A 16,768-nucleotide genomic window follows, 5' to 3' on the forward strand; every position below is an offset into this window, starting at 1 on the left:
CGCATCTTTGGGCGGCGAACCAACTGCTGGGCCGGAGTTGGCAGGATGCCCGGAAACAAAACGCTCGGCCCACAGGGTTGTTCCACAGTGTATCGGCAGAATAGGGCAGGATTGATGTGTGAAGTCATTAATCGCCGGACTTATTGGAATCATCGCGCTAGCACTCCTGGTCTCCGGGCATTTTCTGGGCCTGGGTTACACCGTTGGCGTGGGCATTGCCCTGTCCGCAATCTTTGGCTATGGGTGGCCGCACTACCTGGGCATTCCGGCCAAGAAGACCCTGGGCACCGTCATTGCCTTGACCGGCGCCGGGGCAGCCCTCACTGCCGGACAAACCTCGGGAGCGGATTTCCTGGCGTGGGCACCCCTCTTCATCGCCGTGGGATTTGGCGCCGTCATGGCCGTGCAGATATTTCGTGGGACCGGGCAAAAGCACCGGCTTGAGTCCATCCTCGGCGCCGGTGCCGGCGTGGCCGTCGCGGGGTTTACCTGTGGCTGGGTGGCCTCGTATCGGTTTCTGGGCGAGCCGGGCATGACGCTCATTGTGGCCATCAGCGCTGCTGTGGCGCTGCTGGTTGGCATGCTTTCCTGGCCTGACCGGGTTCTGGCGCCGCTGTCGATAGTCCTGGCCGCCTTGGCCGGGCCCCTTGCCGCCCTGCTTTTTTCAGATGTCCGCATTGTGCCGGCCGCGATTTTGGGAGTCTTGGTGGGAGCGGTCATTGCGGGGTTCCGCCGGCTTCGGACTCTCGCCGGCGCGTCGACATCAGTCGTTGGCATGGCCGCTGCAGCCCTGGCACCCATCCTGTCGCTGGGTTCCTTGGTCTACTTCGTGGAAAAAATGGTCCTGCACTGAAGTCCTGCCCGGCCGGCCTCAGTCAAGAACCGTGCGAAGAACATTGTAGGATGGCATTATGAGCGTACTTGCCTTGGAAATCTTCTTCATTTGCCTATTGGCGTTGGCCGGCGTGGCCATGGCCTGGTTTGCCGGACTGGTGGTGTGGCGTCTCTTCAAGGGTCAGCAGTAACCTGCCATGGCCATTGAGATTCCCACTGATCTGACCCCGGAGCTTGTGCCGCTGTCATGGCTGCTTGGAACCTGGACGGGTGCCGGCCGCCTTGGCGCCGGCGAATCCGATTCCGAGTACTTCACCCAAACGGTCACCTTCGCCTCGAACGGGCTGCCCTATCTGCAGTACACGGCCGAGTCGTGGCTGACGGATGAACAGGGCACTGTTTTGCGGCCGTTGTCCGTTGAAACGGGCTTTTGGCAGCTTGACCGCACCCTGAACGATGCCGACGGCGGCCCGGGCCTGATCCCCGCGGACATGGTCCCAGCGCTGAGGACGGCCGACGACGTCGAAGCCCTGCGCAATGCGGACGGCGGCTTTGACATCATGGCCAACATTGTTCACCCCGGCGGCATCTCCGAACTGTACTACGGCACCATCAAGGGCCCGCAGATCCAGCTTTCAACCGACGCTGTCATGCGAGGCGCCGGGGCCAAGGACTACACCGCGGCAACCCGCATCTTCGGTCTGGTCAACGGTGACTTGTACTGGCGCTGGGACGTTGCCGCCCAAGGCAAGGCCCTCGACGCCCACGCCTCTGCCGCTTTGCACAAGACGGCTTCCTAACCGTCCCGTCCGGCGCTTTCCGGTACAGCTGATGTGCCCGTTCGACGTCGAACCCGGCGCGGCCTGCGGTCCGGGCGGAATAGGCCACCAAGAGAAGGCGTTGCAACCCGTATGAGCTATTTGAGTCCTTTGCTGAACCGAGCCGGCGCCGTGCAAGCCGGCGGCCTTGACGCTGGCGTTGCCTCCCACTACGGGGATCCGAACCGTGAACAGCGCCTGTTGGCGGGCTACCTGGGGAAGCCGGGAACCGCCGTCGTGGATCTTTCCCACCGCGGCGTGGTCACCGTGACGGGGCCCGACAGGCTGAGCTGGCTTAACACGCTCTCATCCCAGGAGCTGACCCAACTGGCACCCAATGTAGGCACCGAGCTGTTGCTGCTCACCGTCCAGGGTCGCATTGAATTTGACGCACGGGTTGTCGATGACGGGGAATCCACCTGGCTGATAGTGGAAACAGAAGAAGCCGCACCGTTGGCGCAGTGGCTAAATTCCATGAAGTTCACGTTGCGGGTGGAAATTGCCGATGTCTCGGCGGAATGGGCTGTTGTTGGTTCCGTGGCGGAGGTTCCGGAATGGGACAAGTTCCTGGCGTGGGTCGACCCTTGGCCTCACATTGGTGCCGGCGGCTACAGCTATGCGGCAATACCGGAGGACAAGCACCCCGGACTTGAACGCCCATGGCGCGAGCACTTGATTCCTGCCGCAGAGCTGGTGGCGGTTGTGGGTGAGCGCCCGCTGGCAGGGATATGGGCGGCTGAAGCCCTGCGTGTGGCGGCATGGCGCCCGCGCCGCGGTGCTGAGACAGATGAGAAGACGATTCCGCACGAACTTGACCTGATGCGCACTGCGGTGCACCTGTCCAAGGGTTGCTACAAGGGGCAGGAAACTGTCGCCCGCGTCCACAATCTGGGGCGCCCCCCGCGCCGGTTGGTGTTCCTTCAGCTCGATGGTTCCCTCCATACGCTCCCGGCAGCCGGCAGCAGCGTGATCTTGGATGACCGTGTGGTTGGAACTGTCACCTCTGCTGCCCAGCACTTTGAAATGGGCCCCATCGCGTTGGCGCTCGTCAAGCGCTCGGTCGACCCGGAAGCCGTGCTGACGGTTGACGACGACGGCGAAAAGTACCCTGCCAGTCAGGAAACCATTGTTGCCACCGACGCCGGCCAAGTGGTGGGCAGGCAGACGGGGTTCCTCCGCGCGCCCAGGTGACGGGACGCAGCAGACCGCGGCTCGCTGTACTGGTTGATGGCTGGCCGCGGTGGTAAAATTGGGCGCCAGTGTTCCACGTGGAATACTTCTTGTGGAACAGATCAGGGCCGAGGAAAAGCCGCGGCCCCATGATCGCGGCACAGGTACGTAAGGACGGTCAATGGCGGCAGTGAAACAGCTCTCGCCACTGGCCATGGCGGCTCTGGGCCTTCTGGCCGAGCGGGCAATGCACCCCTACGAGATGTACCAGCTGCTGGTGCAACGTCATGAGGAACGCGTGCTCAAGGTCAGGCCCGGGACGCTGTATCACGCGGTTGGCCGGCTGGCCGTGGCTGAACTTGTTGAAGCGGTTGGCACCGCTCGGGACGGCAACCGGCCGGAACGCACCACATACGCAATTCTTCCTGCGGGCCGGGCCAAACTGACGGACGGACTGCGCACGCTTCTGTCCCAGCCGGTCAAGGAATACCCGCGCTTCCCGCAGGCGCTCTCCGAAGCCCACAACCTGCCGGCAGGGAATGTCATGGAGCTCCTGGCGGAACGCACCGAGTCGATTGAAGGGGAATTGGCTGCGCTGGAAACAGAAAGTGCAGCGACCCGTGCACGCGGAGTGCCACAACAGTATTGGGTCGACGTGGGCTACCAGCAACACCAACTGCAGGCCGAACTTCAGTGGGTGCGAAAGCTGTGCGCCGACATTGGCGACGGGACGCTGCCTTGGACGCGAGACGCCCCACACGACCCCGACTCCCCAGGGGCCCAGGAAAACGCATCATCAAACTAGCAATGAATCGCAGTTCTCAACACTAAGGAACACCCATGGAAACCGTGGCAAAACCGTGGCCCGCGTTATGGGCACTAGTCCTGGGCTTCTTCATGATCCTCGTCGATTCAACCATCGTTTCGGTGGCCAATCCCAAGATCATGGACGGGCTCAACACCGACATCAACTCGGTGATCTGGGTGACCAGCGCCTACCTCTTGGCGTATGCAGTGCCCCTGCTTGTCACCGGCCGTTTGGGTGACAAGTATGGTCCGAAGAACCTCTACCTCATAGGCCTGACAGTCTTCACCCTGGCTTCGCTGTGGTGTGGGCTCTCGGGCGACATCGGCACGCTCATCCTCGCCCGCGTGGTCCAGGGCCTGGGCGCTGCCATGATGACTCCGCAAACGATGGCCGTCATCACACGGATCTTTGCCCCCGACAAGCGTGGCCCGGCCATGGGCCTGTGGGGTGCCACTGCCGGCGTTGCCATGCTGGTTGGCCCGATCCTCGGCGGTGTTTTGGTGGATGGCCTGGGCTGGGAATGGATCTTCTTCGTCAACGTCCCGGTTGGCGTGGTCGCCTTTGTGCTGGCATGGCGGCTGGTGCCCACACTCAAAACGCACGACCACAAGTTTGACCTGCCGGGCGTTGCCCTCAGCTCCGTGGGCTTGTTCCTGTTGGTCTTTGGCATTCAGGAAGGCGCCACCTACGACTGGGGAACCATCAAGGGCCCGCTGTCCGTCTGGGGAATGATCATTGCCGGTATCGTCCTGCTTATTGGCTTCGTGTGGTGGCAGGCGGTCAATAAAGGGGAACCGCTGGTGCCGCTGCACTTGTTCAAGGTGCGCAACTTCTCCCTCGCCAACATCGCCATCACCACCATGGGTTTCAGCGTCACGGCCATGAGCCTGCCGCTGTTCTTTTACTATCAGTTGGTGCGCGGCATGACGCCCACCCAATCCGCGCTCATGATGGTCCCCATGGCGTTGTTCTCCGGTGTCCTTGCCCCGTTTGTCGGCAAGCTGGTCGACATCGTGAACCCGCGTTACGTGGCCTGCACCGGCTTCATTCTCATGTCAGTCTCGCTGGGTTGGACGGCGCTGCTGATGAGCCCGGACACACCCATTTGGCTGTTCCTGCTGCCAAGCGGACTGCTGGGCATTGCCAGCTCCGGCATTTGGGCTCCGCTTTCGACGACGGCGACCCGCAACCTTGGGCCGCGCGAGGCTGGCGCCGGGGCCGGGGTGTACAACACGACACGCCAGATCGGTTCGGTTCTGGGCAGCGCGGCGATTGCTGCCTTGATTTCAGCCAGGCTGGCCGTTGAAATGCCGGCGGGTGCTGCCGGCGGCGCCGCTGGAGCTTCGGGGCCGCTGCCGGAAGCGCTGCACGCCGGCTTCCAGACGGCGATGTCCCAGTCAACCCTGCTGCCGGCGGCAGCCGTGCTGCTGGGCGCTGCCGTGGCGATTTTCTTTGCCAAGCCCCGCGAGGTCTCGGCTATTTATGCGGAGTTTGGTGAGCCTGAAGGGAAACCTGAGTCTGCAACCCGGCCACGTTGAGACCCATTGACGTGGCCAGTGCGTGGGCGCCGGCATTGTTGATGTCGGCCTGCCACTGCACAATGAGCCCGGCGGCAAGGGCCTCGTGGGCGGCAATGCTTGTGGCAAGGCTGCCCACGCCCTTGCGTCGGAAATCCGGTGCCACCAGTGTTCCCAGCTGAGCCAGGAGCCCCTGATACTCGCCGTAGGCGCTGCAGGCGACTGGGCCGGCGTCGGGGGCTCCAGACTCCATGACAGTGAATTTGTGCTCCCTTGAGGCCAGGGCCACATCGTTTGCGTCATCCGGGGGACACAGGGATTCCAGGGCGGCGGCCTGCTCCGGGCCCGTGGCGACATGGACGGTGTCCTGGGGCTGGTGCAGGGCCAGGTCATCGGCGTAGTACAGGGCCTGCGTGCCCAGTCCGCGTCCGCCGTCGTGCCTTGTCAGGCGCAGCATGGTGGAATGATCGCTGAGTTCGTCGTCGTCATAGGCATCCGCGGCGGCCAGCAGGTGTTTCGGCCCCGTGAGGATCGACTGGTCCCACAACCGGACGAAGGTCAGCGTCTGTGCCGGGACCGGGTGGCAGATCCGGCCATGCCCCGCCCCGGTCAGGAGCGAATCCGCAGGTAGCCCCAAGCCACGTTCCCAGGCGAGGAAAACGATGGGCGCGGAGGAAATATCGAAAGTCATGGCTTCAACGTTAGCGCCCCGCAGCACTTGAGTGCTCCGGGGCTTTTCCGTCGTCGAAGCATTTCTTGTTCGAGCCGGCGGGCGGCTCCGCAACTGGCCACCTCAGTTGCCGGGCGACACTCGTTTCGTGGCTCGAATCACAAATAGAGTGGTTTTGTCAAGAAATAGAGTGGTTGCTGCTGGAAATTAGAGTGTTCCCCACTCGTGTTTCAAGAGCACGCTTCTCCCTACGATAAGTTCGCGCACTTCGCGCCAACCATTATCTCTCTGGGGGAGTGTCATGCGTTTTTCCTCGTTTGCCCGACGCCGGCCTGAAGGCCGGCATTATTCCGGGCCTGCGATGTCGGTTTCCCGACCAATCACGCTGCGCGTCGCGACCGGTGTGCTCGGCCTGGCCTTGGTGGCCGGCCTTGGCGCCGGTGGGGTGGTGTCAGCGCCGCTTTCGGCACAGGCGTCCACTCCTGAAGCCACCGCGGCAGCCACGGACCCTGCCAACACAGGAGTCGCTTCGGCGAAGGCTGTCGACGCCCCGGCCGAGTCGGTTGACGACGCATCGCCCACTGCCGGCGCAATGCCCGCCGAGGACACTGCACCCGCCGAAAGCGCTGCGCCAACTGAGAGCGCGACATCGACCGAAAGCGCTGCTGGCGTTGAAGATGCAGAGCCTGCTGAGGGTGCTTTGCCTGCTGATGCGACGCCAACAGAATCAGAGCCTGCTCCCACAAAGGACGTGAAGAATCCGGAGACTGCCAAGGCGCCACTAAAAATCCAGGCACTGGCCGCGCCGAAGGTGCGAATGACTTGTGATGCGGACGTTGTCTACACAATTGGCGACGACAAAAAAATCCGCCGGGTCAACACCGGCACTGGTGGACAGACCGACATCGGCACCATCAACAGCCCAAATACACTCAACGGATTGGCCCTGACGAAAGACGCCAACTATGCGTTTGCAGTGCCTGCCCAACCCGACTCCGGCAATGACATGACGGTGTACCGCTATTCGGCAGATGGCGACACCCGCTCCTTTAAAGGCGTGCAGAACATTTCCAGCGGTGGCACCTTCGTAATGGGCGGCATCAATCCGGTCACTGGAATCTATTACTACGGACGAGTTAACGCCACGACCCTTGAACTTTATGCCTTCAACCCCGCGACAGAGTCCAGTATCGGCAAGGTGGGAACCATACCGGTGTCTAAGGATTCTGGGTCCTGGGTTCAGAATTGGCTAGGTGGCCGGAACTGGGTGAAGACCGATCGAGCCAACGGTGACCTTGTGTTCAGCTCTGACGGCACCATGTACTTCGTGGCCAGCTCGAACACAACGGCAGACGATTCAAACGTCTTGATGCGTGTAAACGAGCCGATTCCCTCGCGAGCCGGCATCGCGGCGCTGACAGCCACAGAGATCACGCCGCTAAACATCAATAACCAGCAGCGGCAGTTCAACGGAATTGCCTTTGCGGGCGGTTACCTCTACCTCGACACATCGGCCGGCCATCTTTACAAAGTGGATCCAAGCACTGGCAACCTGGTTGGCGGAGGGGCAATAACTAGCGGCTTGTCCAGCCCCGTGGACATGGCCTCGTGCCAGTACAACAACTCTCTGAAGGTTCAAAAGAACATCGTTAACCGTGTCGCAGGATCGGATCAGTTCACCATGACGGCCACAGTCGATAACAAGCCGATCGGTGCACCCGGAACAACCACGGGTACCACCACGGGTATGCAAACTGGCCCGGGCACTTTTGCTTCCAGCGTCCCCATCAGCGGCACCACCATTAAAATCCAGGAAACCGGCGCGTCCGGGACCAACCTGGCTCAATACACCTCCACTTGGGTCTGCACGGACGGAGCGCTGTGGAACGTCGTCGGTGAAGGCGCATCCGGCACGTTCGCCTTCCCTGACCAGTCCGGCGACGGCGTCAATGTCACCTGTGTATTCACCAATACTCCCAAGACCGCAAAAGTGACTGTCGCCAAGACTTGGATCAAGGCGGTTGCAGGCGACACGGCAGGCTTCAACGCCAACGGCGAAACAGGAACGTCCACAGCGCCCACGAACGGCAATGTCATCACTGCCACCTTCGCCCAGGGCACCACGGTGAATGTCGCCGAGGTTCTGGCCACGAACAACAAGGGCGTGTACACCACTACGCTCAGGTGCACCAACGCTGCAGGCACAAGCGTGGCTACGGGAGTGCTGACGGGTTCGTTTGTTCTCGGTGCCAGCGATGTCAACTGCGCCTTCATCAACACCAACACGGCGGCCACAGTCGTGGTCGAGAAGAAGTGGATCGTGGACGGCAAGCGTTACGACAACGGCCAGCAGCCTGCCGGCATTTTTGCCGCACTGACCCTGACCGGACCGGATGGTGGAGGCGCCCCCACGCCGGAGTGGGCGACCTTGCGCAGCGGCTACTTTGCAGGCAACACCGTGACTATCGGTGAAACCACGTCCATCGATGCGTCCATGGCCTGCAAGGTCATAGAATCCCAGGTGACCCTCGCTAATGGTAGTACGACGTCGGGCAAGGTCCCGTTTGCTGCGGTGCTGGCGCCCGGCGCCAACAGCTATACCGTCACCAACACGGTGGATTGCACAACGGTGCTGACGCTCCTCAAGTTCATCGACGACAGCAACGGCGGCGGCTTGGTCCCCGGCGACTTCACCCTGACGGCCAAGCCAACGGACGGCGAGCCTTGGGACGTTGCCGGAGCCAACACCGTTGCCGAAACAAACACGAAGTCCGTGACCGCTGGCTTGAACTACGCACTCAGCGAGTCGAGCGCCGACAAAGCCGCATATCTGCAGCTGAGCCTGCAGCGCTACACCGGCACCCTCAACTCCGACGGCAGCCTTGCCGATCCGGATGCATGGGCCGATGCCGGATCAGCATCCGTGTCCGTGGCGACAGGCCACCACGAGGTTTACCGCTTCGTCAATGCCAGCGCCCCGGCATTCGCCCTTCCGCTGACCGGAGGAACCGGACAATCGGCGTACATGTTTGTCGGCGGAGGCCTCATTTTGCTGGCGGCCCTGACCGGCGCCTGGCTCATTGCCAGACGAATCAAGTCCAAGCGAACCTGAACCCGGGCCAGCGCGGTCCACGTCACACCCAACTCCTCTTCATCTTCGATCGTCACCCACACCCGATAGGAAAGAATCACATGTCAAAAGCAAGAAACCCCCTCGCGCGGCGGTTCACCGCCGGCCTCGGCATTGCAGCCCTGGCCACCGCAGCACTCTTCGGCAGCATGCTGCCGGCCAGCGCCGCGGATGCCGGGAACATCAACCCGGATGCAGCAAAGTCACTGACGATCCACAAGTTTGTGCAGCCGACCGTGAAGGGCGATGCCCCCGATGGCAATGAGCTCCCGGCCGCGGATACGAGCGAGCTGACAGCACTCGAGGGCGTTGAGTTCACCATTCAGAAGGTGACCAACATTGACCTGGCCACCAACGCAGGGTGGGCAGCCACGGTTGGCCTGACTCCCGCCAGCGTGGATGCAGGCAATCTCGGTACCCCAAGAGCAGGCAAGACCAATGCGGCCGGCGTCTTGACCTTCGACGGTCTCGACCAGGCCGTGTACTTGGTGACGGAGACGGGCCCGGGTGAAAACAACATCGCCTTCGCCGCCCAGCCGTTCCTGGTGACGCTGCCGCTGCCCAACGAGAGCGACAGCACCTGGATCTACGACGTCCATGTGTACCCGAAGAACTCACTGGCCTCGGTGACAAAGACGGTTGACGATTCGGCGGCCACTGGCCTCGGATCCGATGTCACGTGGAACATTGGCGCCAAGGTGCCCAACGCATCAGAGGGCAATGGGCTGAAGAGTTTCGCCATCACCGACAAGCTTGACTCCCGGTTGAAGTACAAGAGCGAGACAGTGACCTTGTCAGCGGGAACTGTAGTGACCGCGGCGGCCGACTACACGATCGACACCAGCACCGTTCCGGGCACCGTTTCCTACACGTTTACGGACGCTGGCCTGGCCAAGCTCACGCCCGGTGACACAGTCAACGTTGCACTCGTGACCACTGTGGTCTCCCTCGGTGCGGAATCCGGCATCATCACCAACGAGGCAACAGTTTTCATCAACGACAAGAACTTCACCTCCGACCCGGCGCAGACCACCTGGGGCAACTTGGTCATCCACAAGGTTGCAGCCAACGACACCAGCAAGTCGCTGCAGGGAGCCGAGTTCGAGATCTACACGAATGAAGCTGACGCCAAGGCAGGCAACAACCCGGTCTCCGTCTCCGGCGAAACCACCTTTACCTCGGGCAACGAAGGCAAGGTGGCAATCGCTGGCCTGCGCGCAACCGTGAACGGCACAGCAACGTCCATTGACTACTGGCTCGTGGAAACCAAGGCCCCGACCGGCTACAACATTTCCGCCAGCGTCAGCAAGGCAACCCCGATGAAGTTCACGGTCAAGGACGGCAAGGTTTCAACCACCGTTGACATCGAAGTTTTGAACCCCCAGACCCCGCCGTTCACCCTCCCGCTCACGGGTGGGCCCGGCACGGTTGCCTTCATGATCGTCGGCCTCGGGCTGCTGTCCATCGCCGGTGGGGTAGCCATCCGCAAGCGCAGCACCCGCCGCGTTTCACAGGCATAGTCCACACCCGCAGTGTCCTGGCGGCAGACGCACACCGCGCCCGCCGCCAGGACCCTTGATTGAGGAGTCCGTCCGCGCATGGGACGACAAGACACACTGGAACATGCCGCCCCGACGCCCGGCCTGCGGGCCAGGGTCTCCGGTTCGGTGGTATTTATCGCAGTGCTTGCCTTTGTCGGAGTCAGCGTGCTTCTCTACCCGAGCGCAGCGAGCTGGTTTTCTGCGCTGCAGCAGTCGAAGGATGTCAACAGTTACGGCAACAGCGTCGAGATTCTTGGCCCGGAAGGCAGAGCCGCGGCGCTTGCTGCCGCACGCGAGTACAACACGACACTGACTGGTGGGTCCTTGCTGGACCCATTCAGCAACGCACCGGCCGGTGAACAAACCGGTGAACAAGCCGGCGCGGACTACCGCAAACAACTCTCGCTGAGCCCGGACGGAGTGATGGCGCGCTTGCGGATACCCTCCATCGACGCCGACCTGCCAATCTTCCACGGCACCAGCGATGTGGTGCTGCGGCGAGGCGTGGGACACCTGTTCGGAACCGCCCTCCCCGTGGGCGGATTGGGCAGCCACGCAGTACTCACCGGCCACACTGGAATTCCCGAGTCCACCCTGTTCACCCATCTTGACGACGTTAAACTGGGGGACACCGTTGAGATGGAGGTCTACGGGGAAGTGCTGACCTATCGCGTGAACAACATTGAGGTCGTCGAGCCAAGCGAAACCGAGTCGCTGCGGCCGGTTCAGGGTGAGGACCTGATCTCACTGATTACGTGCACACCAACAGGCATCAACACCCATCGACTGATAGTCACGGCGGAGCGTGTTCCCACCCCGTCCGGACAGACAGCAGCAGGGGCAGTGCCGGTGGACGTTGGATTTCCCTGGTGGGCGCTTGGAATTGGACTGGCTGCGGCCGGGTCCACCACAGTTTTGCTGGTTGCCGCCCGGCGCGGCCGCCAGCGCGAAGAGTCCTAGGACCTCCCCAAGGTTCAAGGATAGGACGCCGCACCCCCAGGCGGCGTCCGGATGAAGTTGCTGAGCGGTGCCCGATCTTCCCCCGGAGAAGGGCCCGCTCAGCAACGCCGCCCCGCCAGCGGGTGCGTGGAGACACAACAATGCCCCGCAGCACCGAGGTGCTGCGGGGCATTGTTGTGTCTCCAGTCGTATCCGGGCAGGAATACCCAGGAAGGTCAGCCGAACAGGATGGCGGCCTCGTCGTAGCGGTGCTGCGGCACAATCTTCAGATTGCCAAGGGCAGCCTCAAAGGGGACGTGCTCAATTTCGGTCCCCTTGAGCGAGACCATCGTGCCCCATCGCTCTTCCACGACCGAGTCGACTGCAGCCATGCCCAAACGGGTGGCGAGCACCCGGTCGAAACTCGAGGGGACGCCGCCGCGCTGGATGTGCCCCAGAATGGTGGCGCGGGTTTCGATGCCGGTGCGGGCCTCGATCTCCGGCGCGAGTTGCTCGCTGATGCCGCCCAGGCGGGGACGGCCAAACGTGTCCAGGCCGCGCTCGGAGTGGGCCGAGTCCTGATGATCCGGGACGAAGCCTTCGGCCACCACGACCAGCGGGGCACGGCCGCGGTCGTGGGCTTCCTGCACCCATTCAACGATCTGGTCCATGCTGGTTTTTTGTTCCGGGATCAGGACCGCGTGGGCTCCGGTGGCCATGCCCGCATGCAGGGCGATCCAGCCAACGTGCCGTCCCATGACCTCGGCAATCATGCAACGGTGGTGTGATTCACCGGTCGTGCGCAGGCGGTCGATGGCTTCGGTGGCGATCTGCACCGCCGTGTCAAAACCAAAGGTGTAGTCGGTGGCGTCGAGGTCGTTGTCAACAGTCTTCGGCACACCCACAATTTTCAGGCCGGCATCCGTGAGCCTGCGAGCCGCGGCGAGAGTGCCTTCGCCCCCTATGGCAATGAGTGCGTCAACGCCCAGACGGTCCATGTGGGCCTTGATTACCTCGGGACCGCCATTGCCTTCAAAGGGGTTGGTGCGGGAGGTGCCCAAAATGGTGCCGCCCTGTTTGGAGATGCCGCGCACCATTTGGCGGGGGAGGTCCATGACATCGCCCTCAACCACGCCGCGCCAGCCGTCCCGGAAGCCAACAAATTCGTGGCCATAAGCCTTGATGCCCTTGAGTACGATGCCGCGGATTACCGCATTCAGGCCAGGGCAGTCTCCGCCGCTGGTGAGAATTCCAATCTTCATAAGTGTTAAGGTCCTTCGAGGGATGGAGTCAATGTGGTTTGAGCGCACCATTGAGCTCCTCTGTAGATCATTCTAGACGTAGATGTGATCTCGGCAACCTCGCGTTCGAACCGTGGACGCGTCCCGGCTACCGCTGCGTCTTCCGCAGGAGCTTGATGGCGCCGCCGGCAACCATGGCCACGCCGGCCCCCAGCAGGAGCCACATGGCTGTGAGCCTGGCGTCCAGGTCCAGGCCGGTGCGGCTGGCAATAATGTTCAGGACGGCCAGGACAACGACGACGGCGCCCCAGACTATGGTGCCGACCCTCGCCGGGTGCTTGGCTGGCTTGGTTTGCTGCGCGCTGGCGGCGTCGGCGGGGACGTTCAGGGATTCCGTGGGCTGGTCTGTGGGCAGTTCCATTGTGTGCTCCGTGGGGTTGATGGGTGTTGTGCCGGCTTCGGGTGGGGGCCCAAAAAGGAAGGGATCGCGGTCCGTGGCCATCACTTCACCGTCACGATCTCAATATTGCTGGCCGCGCCCTCCAGGGCGATGACAATGCCCGGGCCGGTGGCGTTGGGGTTGAGTTCGGTTGTCAGGTCCTGGGCGAGTGAGTCGCCGTCGTTCTTGCCATTGACGGAAAAGGAGACGGCGGCCAGCTCACTGTGGATGGTGACGGGCACGGTGGCAGGAACTTTGACGGTGACGCTGGCGGCGACGGCCTTGAGCGGGAGTGCCAGCTCGCTGTCGAGGGAGGAGACGCCGTCGAGCTTGGTCAGGTCGAAGGTGGCGTTGCCCAGCACGATGGTTCGTCCCGCCTCCGCCGCGCTGATGGTGGTGGGCGTCCAGGTGGTGTTGTTGAACGCGGTGAACGGGCCGGTCTGGGCCGGCAGGCTCAGCAGGGAGGCGAACACGAGCGCGATGATGGAGAACGTTCCCAGCCCGCCGGCACTGCGGCCCATGATCCCCGCGGCAACGATGCCAACGCCGGCCGTGATGGCTGCGGCGGCTGCGGCGATCCCGGCCTGGTAGCCGTTGAGGTCAATGACGCCGGTGGCGTCCAACAGCAGAACCAGCGCGCCGATCACGGCGGCCAGGCCCAGCACGAGCAGGCTGGCCGCCGCGCCCAACCGTGGGGTCGTTTTAACCGGCCGGTGCTTGATGTACATCTGCGGATTGGGGACAAACTGCGGCCGGGTGGCGAAGCTGGTGGCACCCGGGCCAGCATTGCCCGCCTGGACCGGCGCCTGCCACGCGGTCTGGCTGTAGTCGTGGCCCTGCCAGTTGCTCCCGGGCCAGCTTCCTTCGGGCGGGGTCGCGCCCTGCTCCGGAATGCCGGCCGGGGCGTGGCCCTCCTGCGTTTTGCTGTGCTGCGATTTGCCGTGCAGTTCCTTGGACTTGTTGTAGTTGACGCCCCAGTAAAGGAAACCGGCGACGACGGCAATCCAGAACAGCGGCCACGGGAACCAGCCGTCGTTCCTCCCGAAGATGAACCCCTGCCCGGGGCCGACCAGACCCAGAAGCGTCACCACTCCGGCACCTGTCATCCCGGTTGACCAGTTTCCGCGGGCAACTTCCTCAACGTGGATGCGCCCGTCGGGCTCGGGGAGCAGCGCCCAGGCAACACCGTAGGCCAGCAGCCCGGCGCCGAAGAACAAGGTGAGGACAACGGCAAGCCCCCGCACAATGACAGGGTCAATGCCCCATTTGTTGGCCAGCCCGCTGCACACCCCGCCAACCCAGCGGCTGCTTCCACGCTGGACGCCCAGACCGCGGAGCCACTGGAAGAATTTTGCGGAATTGGCTTGCCCGGCGTGGGTTCCTGCCGGGTATCCGGCAGCGTCATTGGCCGGACCGCCCTGTCCCGGGATCGGCCCGGGGTTCTGGCCGGGGGCGGCTGCTTCCGGGCCGGGTGTGGGAGCTGCCGGTTGTTCTGGGTTGTCTTGCTCTGGGGTGTCCTGAGGATTGTTCATACTTCAATGGTGGCGGTCCACAAGGGCTGCTGACCATCGGTGGTGACCCTGAAAGAACCCTGAAGCAACCCCGGGAATCGCTGCGGGTGGGCTGTGGGCGTGCTTGGATTGAACCATGAGCGCAAAGATGTACCGTTCCCAAGAGCGCGTTGTCGCCGGGGTTTGCGGTGGACTGGCCGAACACCTCGGCATCAAGGTGGGGCATGTGCGCGCCATCATGATCGGCACCAGCTTCTTTTTTGGTGCTGGTCTGGTGTTTTACGCCTGGTTGTGGCTGCTGGTGCCCATGGCCGGCGAGCAGACCGATGCCGGAAGCAAGCTGCTCGACGCCGACGGGAACCCGCGGCTCAAACTCTTCCGCCCCACAGCGGCAGTGCCCGACGGCGGAGCACTGCCCGAGTCCGGTGTCACCAGCGACGACAACAGCAACACAAACAGCACTGGCGGGCGCCGGAAACCATCGCTCGCCTTCAAGGACGTGCTCATCGGCGGCGGTCTTGTCATAGCCGCCATCATCGTGTTTGGCCAGCAGATGGGCTGGAACCTGCAGCTGGGAACCCTGATCCCGCTGCTCGTCATTGCCCTGGGTGCCGTCCTTGCCTGGATGCAGCTGGACAACACCCGCCGGGTGGGGCTGCTCACCGCGGCAAAAATGGACACCCCCATGGCCATGCTCCGTTTGGGCGGCGGGGTCGCCTTAGTCATTGCCGGCGTCATTGTCATTGTGGCCGGTTCCGGTTCCTGGCAGCTGCTGTGGTCATCGGTGGTTGCCTCCCTGGCTGTCCTGGCCGGTGTCGGCCTCGTCCTTGCCCCCTGGGCGCTGAAATTTTGGCGGGAGTTTCAAAGCGAACGCGCCGGGCGCATCCGGGAAACCGAGAGGGCGGAGATCGCCGCGCACCTGCACGACTCCGTGCTGCAAACCCTGGCCTTGATCCAAAAGAACGCCGGCTCCGCCGTGGATGTGACCCGGTTGGCCCGGGCCCAGGAACGTGAACTGCGTGAATGGATTTATCAAGACAACGCGCACAATTCCGGGGCCCTGGTGGAGCGCGTCAAGGCTGTGTGCGCGGAGGCTGAGGACCTGTACGGGCAGGTTGTGGAAGTTGTTGCAGTGGGCGACGCCGAACTGACAGAGCGCGGACACGCACTGGTCCAGGCGGTGCGGGAGGCCGTGCTGAACGGCGTGCGCCACGGCGGAACCACCGTTTCCGTGTACGTTGAAGCCGGCGCCAAGGGCGTTGATGTGTTCGTCAAGGACCGTGGACAGGGTTTTGATGTCGGTGCAGTGCCGGCGGACAGGCTGGGAGTCCGGGAGTCCGTCGTGGGACGCATGCAGCGCAATGGCGGCACTGCTGAGATCATTAGTTCAGCGGAGGGCACCGAGGTGCGGCTGCACCTGCCCAGCGAAACACCTGCCACCGAGGAGGCCAAATGACATTGCCGGCAACACCCATCAGGGTTGTGATTGTGGATGACCATGCAATTTTTCGGTCCGGGCTCAAGGCCGACTTGGCCGCCGACATCGTGGTGTTGGCGGAGGCCGCGACGGTGGAGGACGCCATTGCCGCGGTCAACACGCAGCAACCCGACGTGGTCCTGCTTGACGTCCACCTGCCCGGCGGCCGCGGACAAGGCGGGCGGGAAGTCATCGCCGGCTGCACAGCCCAGCTGGCGACAACGAAGTTCCTGGCATTGAGCGTTTCCGATTCCGCGGAGGACGTGGTCTCGGTGATTCGGGCCGGCGCCCGCGGCTACGTCACAAAGTCCATTTCAGGTGCTGAAATTTCGGACGCCGTGCGGCGGGTGGCCGGCGGCGACGCCGTGTTCTCGCCTCGACTTGCAGGCTTTGTGCTGGATGCCTTTGGCACGGCGGAGGTTGCGGTTGAGGATGAGCTCGACAAGCTCTCGGCCCGCGAACTTGAGGTCATGCGCCTGATCGCGCGCGGATACTCCTACAAGGAGGTGGCGAAGGCGCTGTTCATCTCCATCAAGACAGTGGAAACCCACGTCTCTGCCGTGCTGCGCAAGCTGCAGCTGTCCTCACGCCATGAACTGACCCGCTGGGCGGCCGACCGGCGCCTGCTGTAACCCCCGGGCTCCCGCTGGAGGTCTCTCGCGGCGCTTCCGCG

General features: G+C 63.1%; 14 protein-coding genes. 10 read left to right on the forward strand and 4 right to left on the reverse strand.

Annotated elements, in window-relative coordinates; genetic code table 11:
- Positions 1-118: 118 nt before the first annotated feature.
- From ACT3TS_RS01335 to ACT3TS_RS01355, 5 genes are all read left to right on the forward strand, one after another.
- Complete coding sequence (locus tag ACT3TS_RS01335; RefSeq protein WP_444529696.1) at positions 119-853, forward strand: permease; 735 nt, start codon at positions 119-121, stop codon at positions 851-853.
- A gap of 178 nt (positions 854-1,031) precedes the next feature.
- Positions 1,032-1,634 (forward strand): FABP family protein, encoded by a 603-nt coding sequence (locus tag ACT3TS_RS01340; RefSeq protein WP_444529697.1) that lies wholly within the window; start codon positions 1,032-1,034, stop codon positions 1,632-1,634.
- Between the two features lie 111 nt (positions 1,635-1,745).
- Positions 1,746-2,843 (forward strand): CAF17-like 4Fe-4S cluster assembly/insertion protein YgfZ, encoded by a 1,098-nt coding sequence (gene ygfZ / locus ACT3TS_RS01345; protein ID WP_444529698.1) that lies wholly within the window; start codon positions 1,746-1,748, stop codon positions 2,841-2,843.
- 160 nt (positions 2,844-3,003) lie between these two features.
- Positions 3,004-3,627 carry a PadR family transcriptional regulator gene (locus ACT3TS_RS01350; protein WP_444529699.1) on the forward strand — a complete coding sequence of 208 codons (624 nt, stop codon included), beginning with the start codon at positions 3,004-3,006 and terminating at the stop codon, positions 3,625-3,627.
- A 35-nt stretch (positions 3,628-3,662) separates the two neighbouring features.
- Entirely contained in the window at positions 3,663-5,168 is a 1,506-nt protein-coding gene (locus tag ACT3TS_RS01355; protein WP_444529700.1) for a DHA2 family efflux MFS transporter permease subunit, read from the forward strand.
- Here the strand turns inward: ACT3TS_RS01355 and ACT3TS_RS01360 are convergent.
- Positions 5,107-5,838: a GNAT family N-acetyltransferase gene (locus tag ACT3TS_RS01360; protein WP_444529701.1), complete on the reverse strand. Its 732-nt coding sequence runs from the start codon at positions 5,836-5,838 to the stop codon at positions 5,107-5,109. The genes ACT3TS_RS01355 and ACT3TS_RS01360 overlap by 62 nt on opposite strands.
- A 340-nt stretch (positions 5,839-6,178) precedes the next feature.
- Here ACT3TS_RS01360 and ACT3TS_RS01365 point away from each other — a divergent pair, with 340 nt between their 5' ends.
- From ACT3TS_RS01365 to ACT3TS_RS01375, 3 genes are all read left to right on the forward strand, one after another.
- Positions 6,179-8,929, forward strand: a complete 2,751-nt coding sequence (locus ACT3TS_RS01365; RefSeq protein ID WP_444529702.1) for an LPXTG cell wall anchor domain-containing protein — start codon at positions 6,179-6,181, stop codon at positions 8,927-8,929.
- An 80-nt stretch (positions 8,930-9,009) separates the two neighbouring features.
- Positions 9,010-10,467, forward strand: coding sequence for a SpaH/EbpB family LPXTG-anchored major pilin (locus tag ACT3TS_RS01370; RefSeq protein ID WP_444529703.1), 1,458 nt, complete (start codon positions 9,010-9,012; stop codon positions 10,465-10,467).
- 78 nt (positions 10,468-10,545) lie between these two features.
- The gene (locus ACT3TS_RS01375; protein ID WP_444529704.1) at positions 10,546-11,448 is read left to right on the forward strand and encodes a class C sortase; all 903 of its coding nucleotides are present in this window, start codon (positions 10,546-10,548) and stop codon (positions 11,446-11,448) included.
- 215 nt (positions 11,449-11,663) lie between these two features.
- Here ACT3TS_RS01375 and ACT3TS_RS01380 read toward each other — a convergent pair whose 3' ends face one another.
- From ACT3TS_RS01380 to ACT3TS_RS01390, 3 genes are all read right to left on the reverse strand, one after another.
- On the reverse strand, positions 11,664-12,689 hold the full coding sequence (locus ACT3TS_RS01380) for a 6-phosphofructokinase (RefSeq protein WP_444529705.1): 1,026 nt from the start codon (positions 12,687-12,689) through the stop codon (positions 11,664-11,666).
- 127 nt (positions 12,690-12,816) lie between these two features.
- On the reverse strand, positions 12,817-13,089 hold the full coding sequence (locus ACT3TS_RS01385) for a hypothetical protein (protein WP_444529706.1): 273 nt from the start codon (positions 13,087-13,089) through the stop codon (positions 12,817-12,819).
- Between the two features lie 80 nt (positions 13,090-13,169).
- The gene (locus tag ACT3TS_RS01390; protein WP_444529707.1) at positions 13,170-14,639 is read right to left on the reverse strand and encodes a PspC domain-containing protein; all 1,470 of its coding nucleotides are present in this window, start codon (positions 14,637-14,639) and stop codon (positions 13,170-13,172) included.
- Between the two features lie 115 nt (positions 14,640-14,754).
- On the opposite strand from ACT3TS_RS01390, the gene ACT3TS_RS01395 reads away from it, so the two are divergent.
- Both ACT3TS_RS01395 and ACT3TS_RS01400 read left to right on the forward strand, forming a co-directional pair.
- Positions 14,755-16,074 (forward strand): ATP-binding protein, encoded by a 1,320-nt coding sequence (locus tag ACT3TS_RS01395; protein WP_444529708.1) that lies wholly within the window; start codon positions 14,755-14,757, stop codon positions 16,072-16,074.
- The gene (locus ACT3TS_RS01400) at positions 16,071-16,727 is read left to right on the forward strand and encodes a LuxR C-terminal-related transcriptional regulator (protein ID WP_444529709.1); all 657 of its coding nucleotides are present in this window, start codon (positions 16,071-16,073) and stop codon (positions 16,725-16,727) included. Before ACT3TS_RS01395 ends, ACT3TS_RS01400 begins: the two co-directional genes overlap by 4 nt.
- Positions 16,728-16,768: the final 41 nt, after the last annotated feature.

It is taken from the genome of Specibacter sp. AOP5-B1-6 (assembly GCF_052376555.1).
Lineage (GTDB): Bacteria > Actinomycetota > Actinomycetes > Actinomycetales > Micrococcaceae > Specibacter.

What these genes read in the sequence shown, in the direction of transcription:
- ACT3TS_RS01340 (WP_444529697.1), top strand. Translation starts at nt 1,032, where the DNA reads ATGGCCATTGAGATTCCCACTGATCTGACCCCGGAGCTTGTGCCGCTG.
- ygfZ (WP_444529698.1), top strand. Translation starts at nt 1,746, where the DNA reads ATGAGCTATTTGAGTCCTTTGCTGAACCGAGCCGGCGCCGTGCAAGCC.
- ACT3TS_RS01350 (WP_444529699.1), top strand. Translation starts at nt 3,004, where the DNA reads ATGGCGGCAGTGAAACAGCTCTCGCCACTGGCCATGGCGGCTCTGGGC.
- ACT3TS_RS01355 (WP_444529700.1), top strand. Translation starts at nt 3,663, where the DNA reads ATGGAAACCGTGGCAAAACCGTGGCCCGCGTTATGGGCACTAGTCCTG.
- ACT3TS_RS01360 (WP_444529701.1), bottom strand. Translation starts at nt 5,838, where the DNA reads ATGACTTTCGATATTTCCTCCGCGCCCATCGTTTTCCTCGCCTGGGAA.
- ACT3TS_RS01365 (WP_444529702.1), top strand. Translation starts at nt 6,179, where the DNA reads ATGTCGGTTTCCCGACCAATCACGCTGCGCGTCGCGACCGGTGTGCTC.
- ACT3TS_RS01370 (WP_444529703.1), top strand. Translation starts at nt 9,010, where the DNA reads ATGTCAAAAGCAAGAAACCCCCTCGCGCGGCGGTTCACCGCCGGCCTC.
- ACT3TS_RS01375 (WP_444529704.1), top strand. Translation starts at nt 10,546, where the DNA reads ATGGGACGACAAGACACACTGGAACATGCCGCCCCGACGCCCGGCCTG.
- ACT3TS_RS01380 (WP_444529705.1), bottom strand. Translation starts at nt 12,689, where the DNA reads ATGAAGATTGGAATTCTCACCAGCGGCGGAGACTGCCCTGGCCTGAAT.
- ACT3TS_RS01385 (WP_444529706.1), bottom strand. Translation starts at nt 13,089, where the DNA reads ATGGAACTGCCCACAGACCAGCCCACGGAATCCCTGAACGTCCCCGCC.
- ACT3TS_RS01390 (WP_444529707.1), bottom strand. Translation starts at nt 14,639, where the DNA reads ATGAACAATCCTCAGGACACCCCAGAGCAAGACAACCCAGAACAACCG.
- ACT3TS_RS01395 (WP_444529708.1), top strand. Translation starts at nt 14,755, where the DNA reads ATGAGCGCAAAGATGTACCGTTCCCAAGAGCGCGTTGTCGCCGGGGTT.
- ACT3TS_RS01400 (WP_444529709.1), top strand. Translation starts at nt 16,071, where the DNA reads ATGACATTGCCGGCAACACCCATCAGGGTTGTGATTGTGGATGACCAT.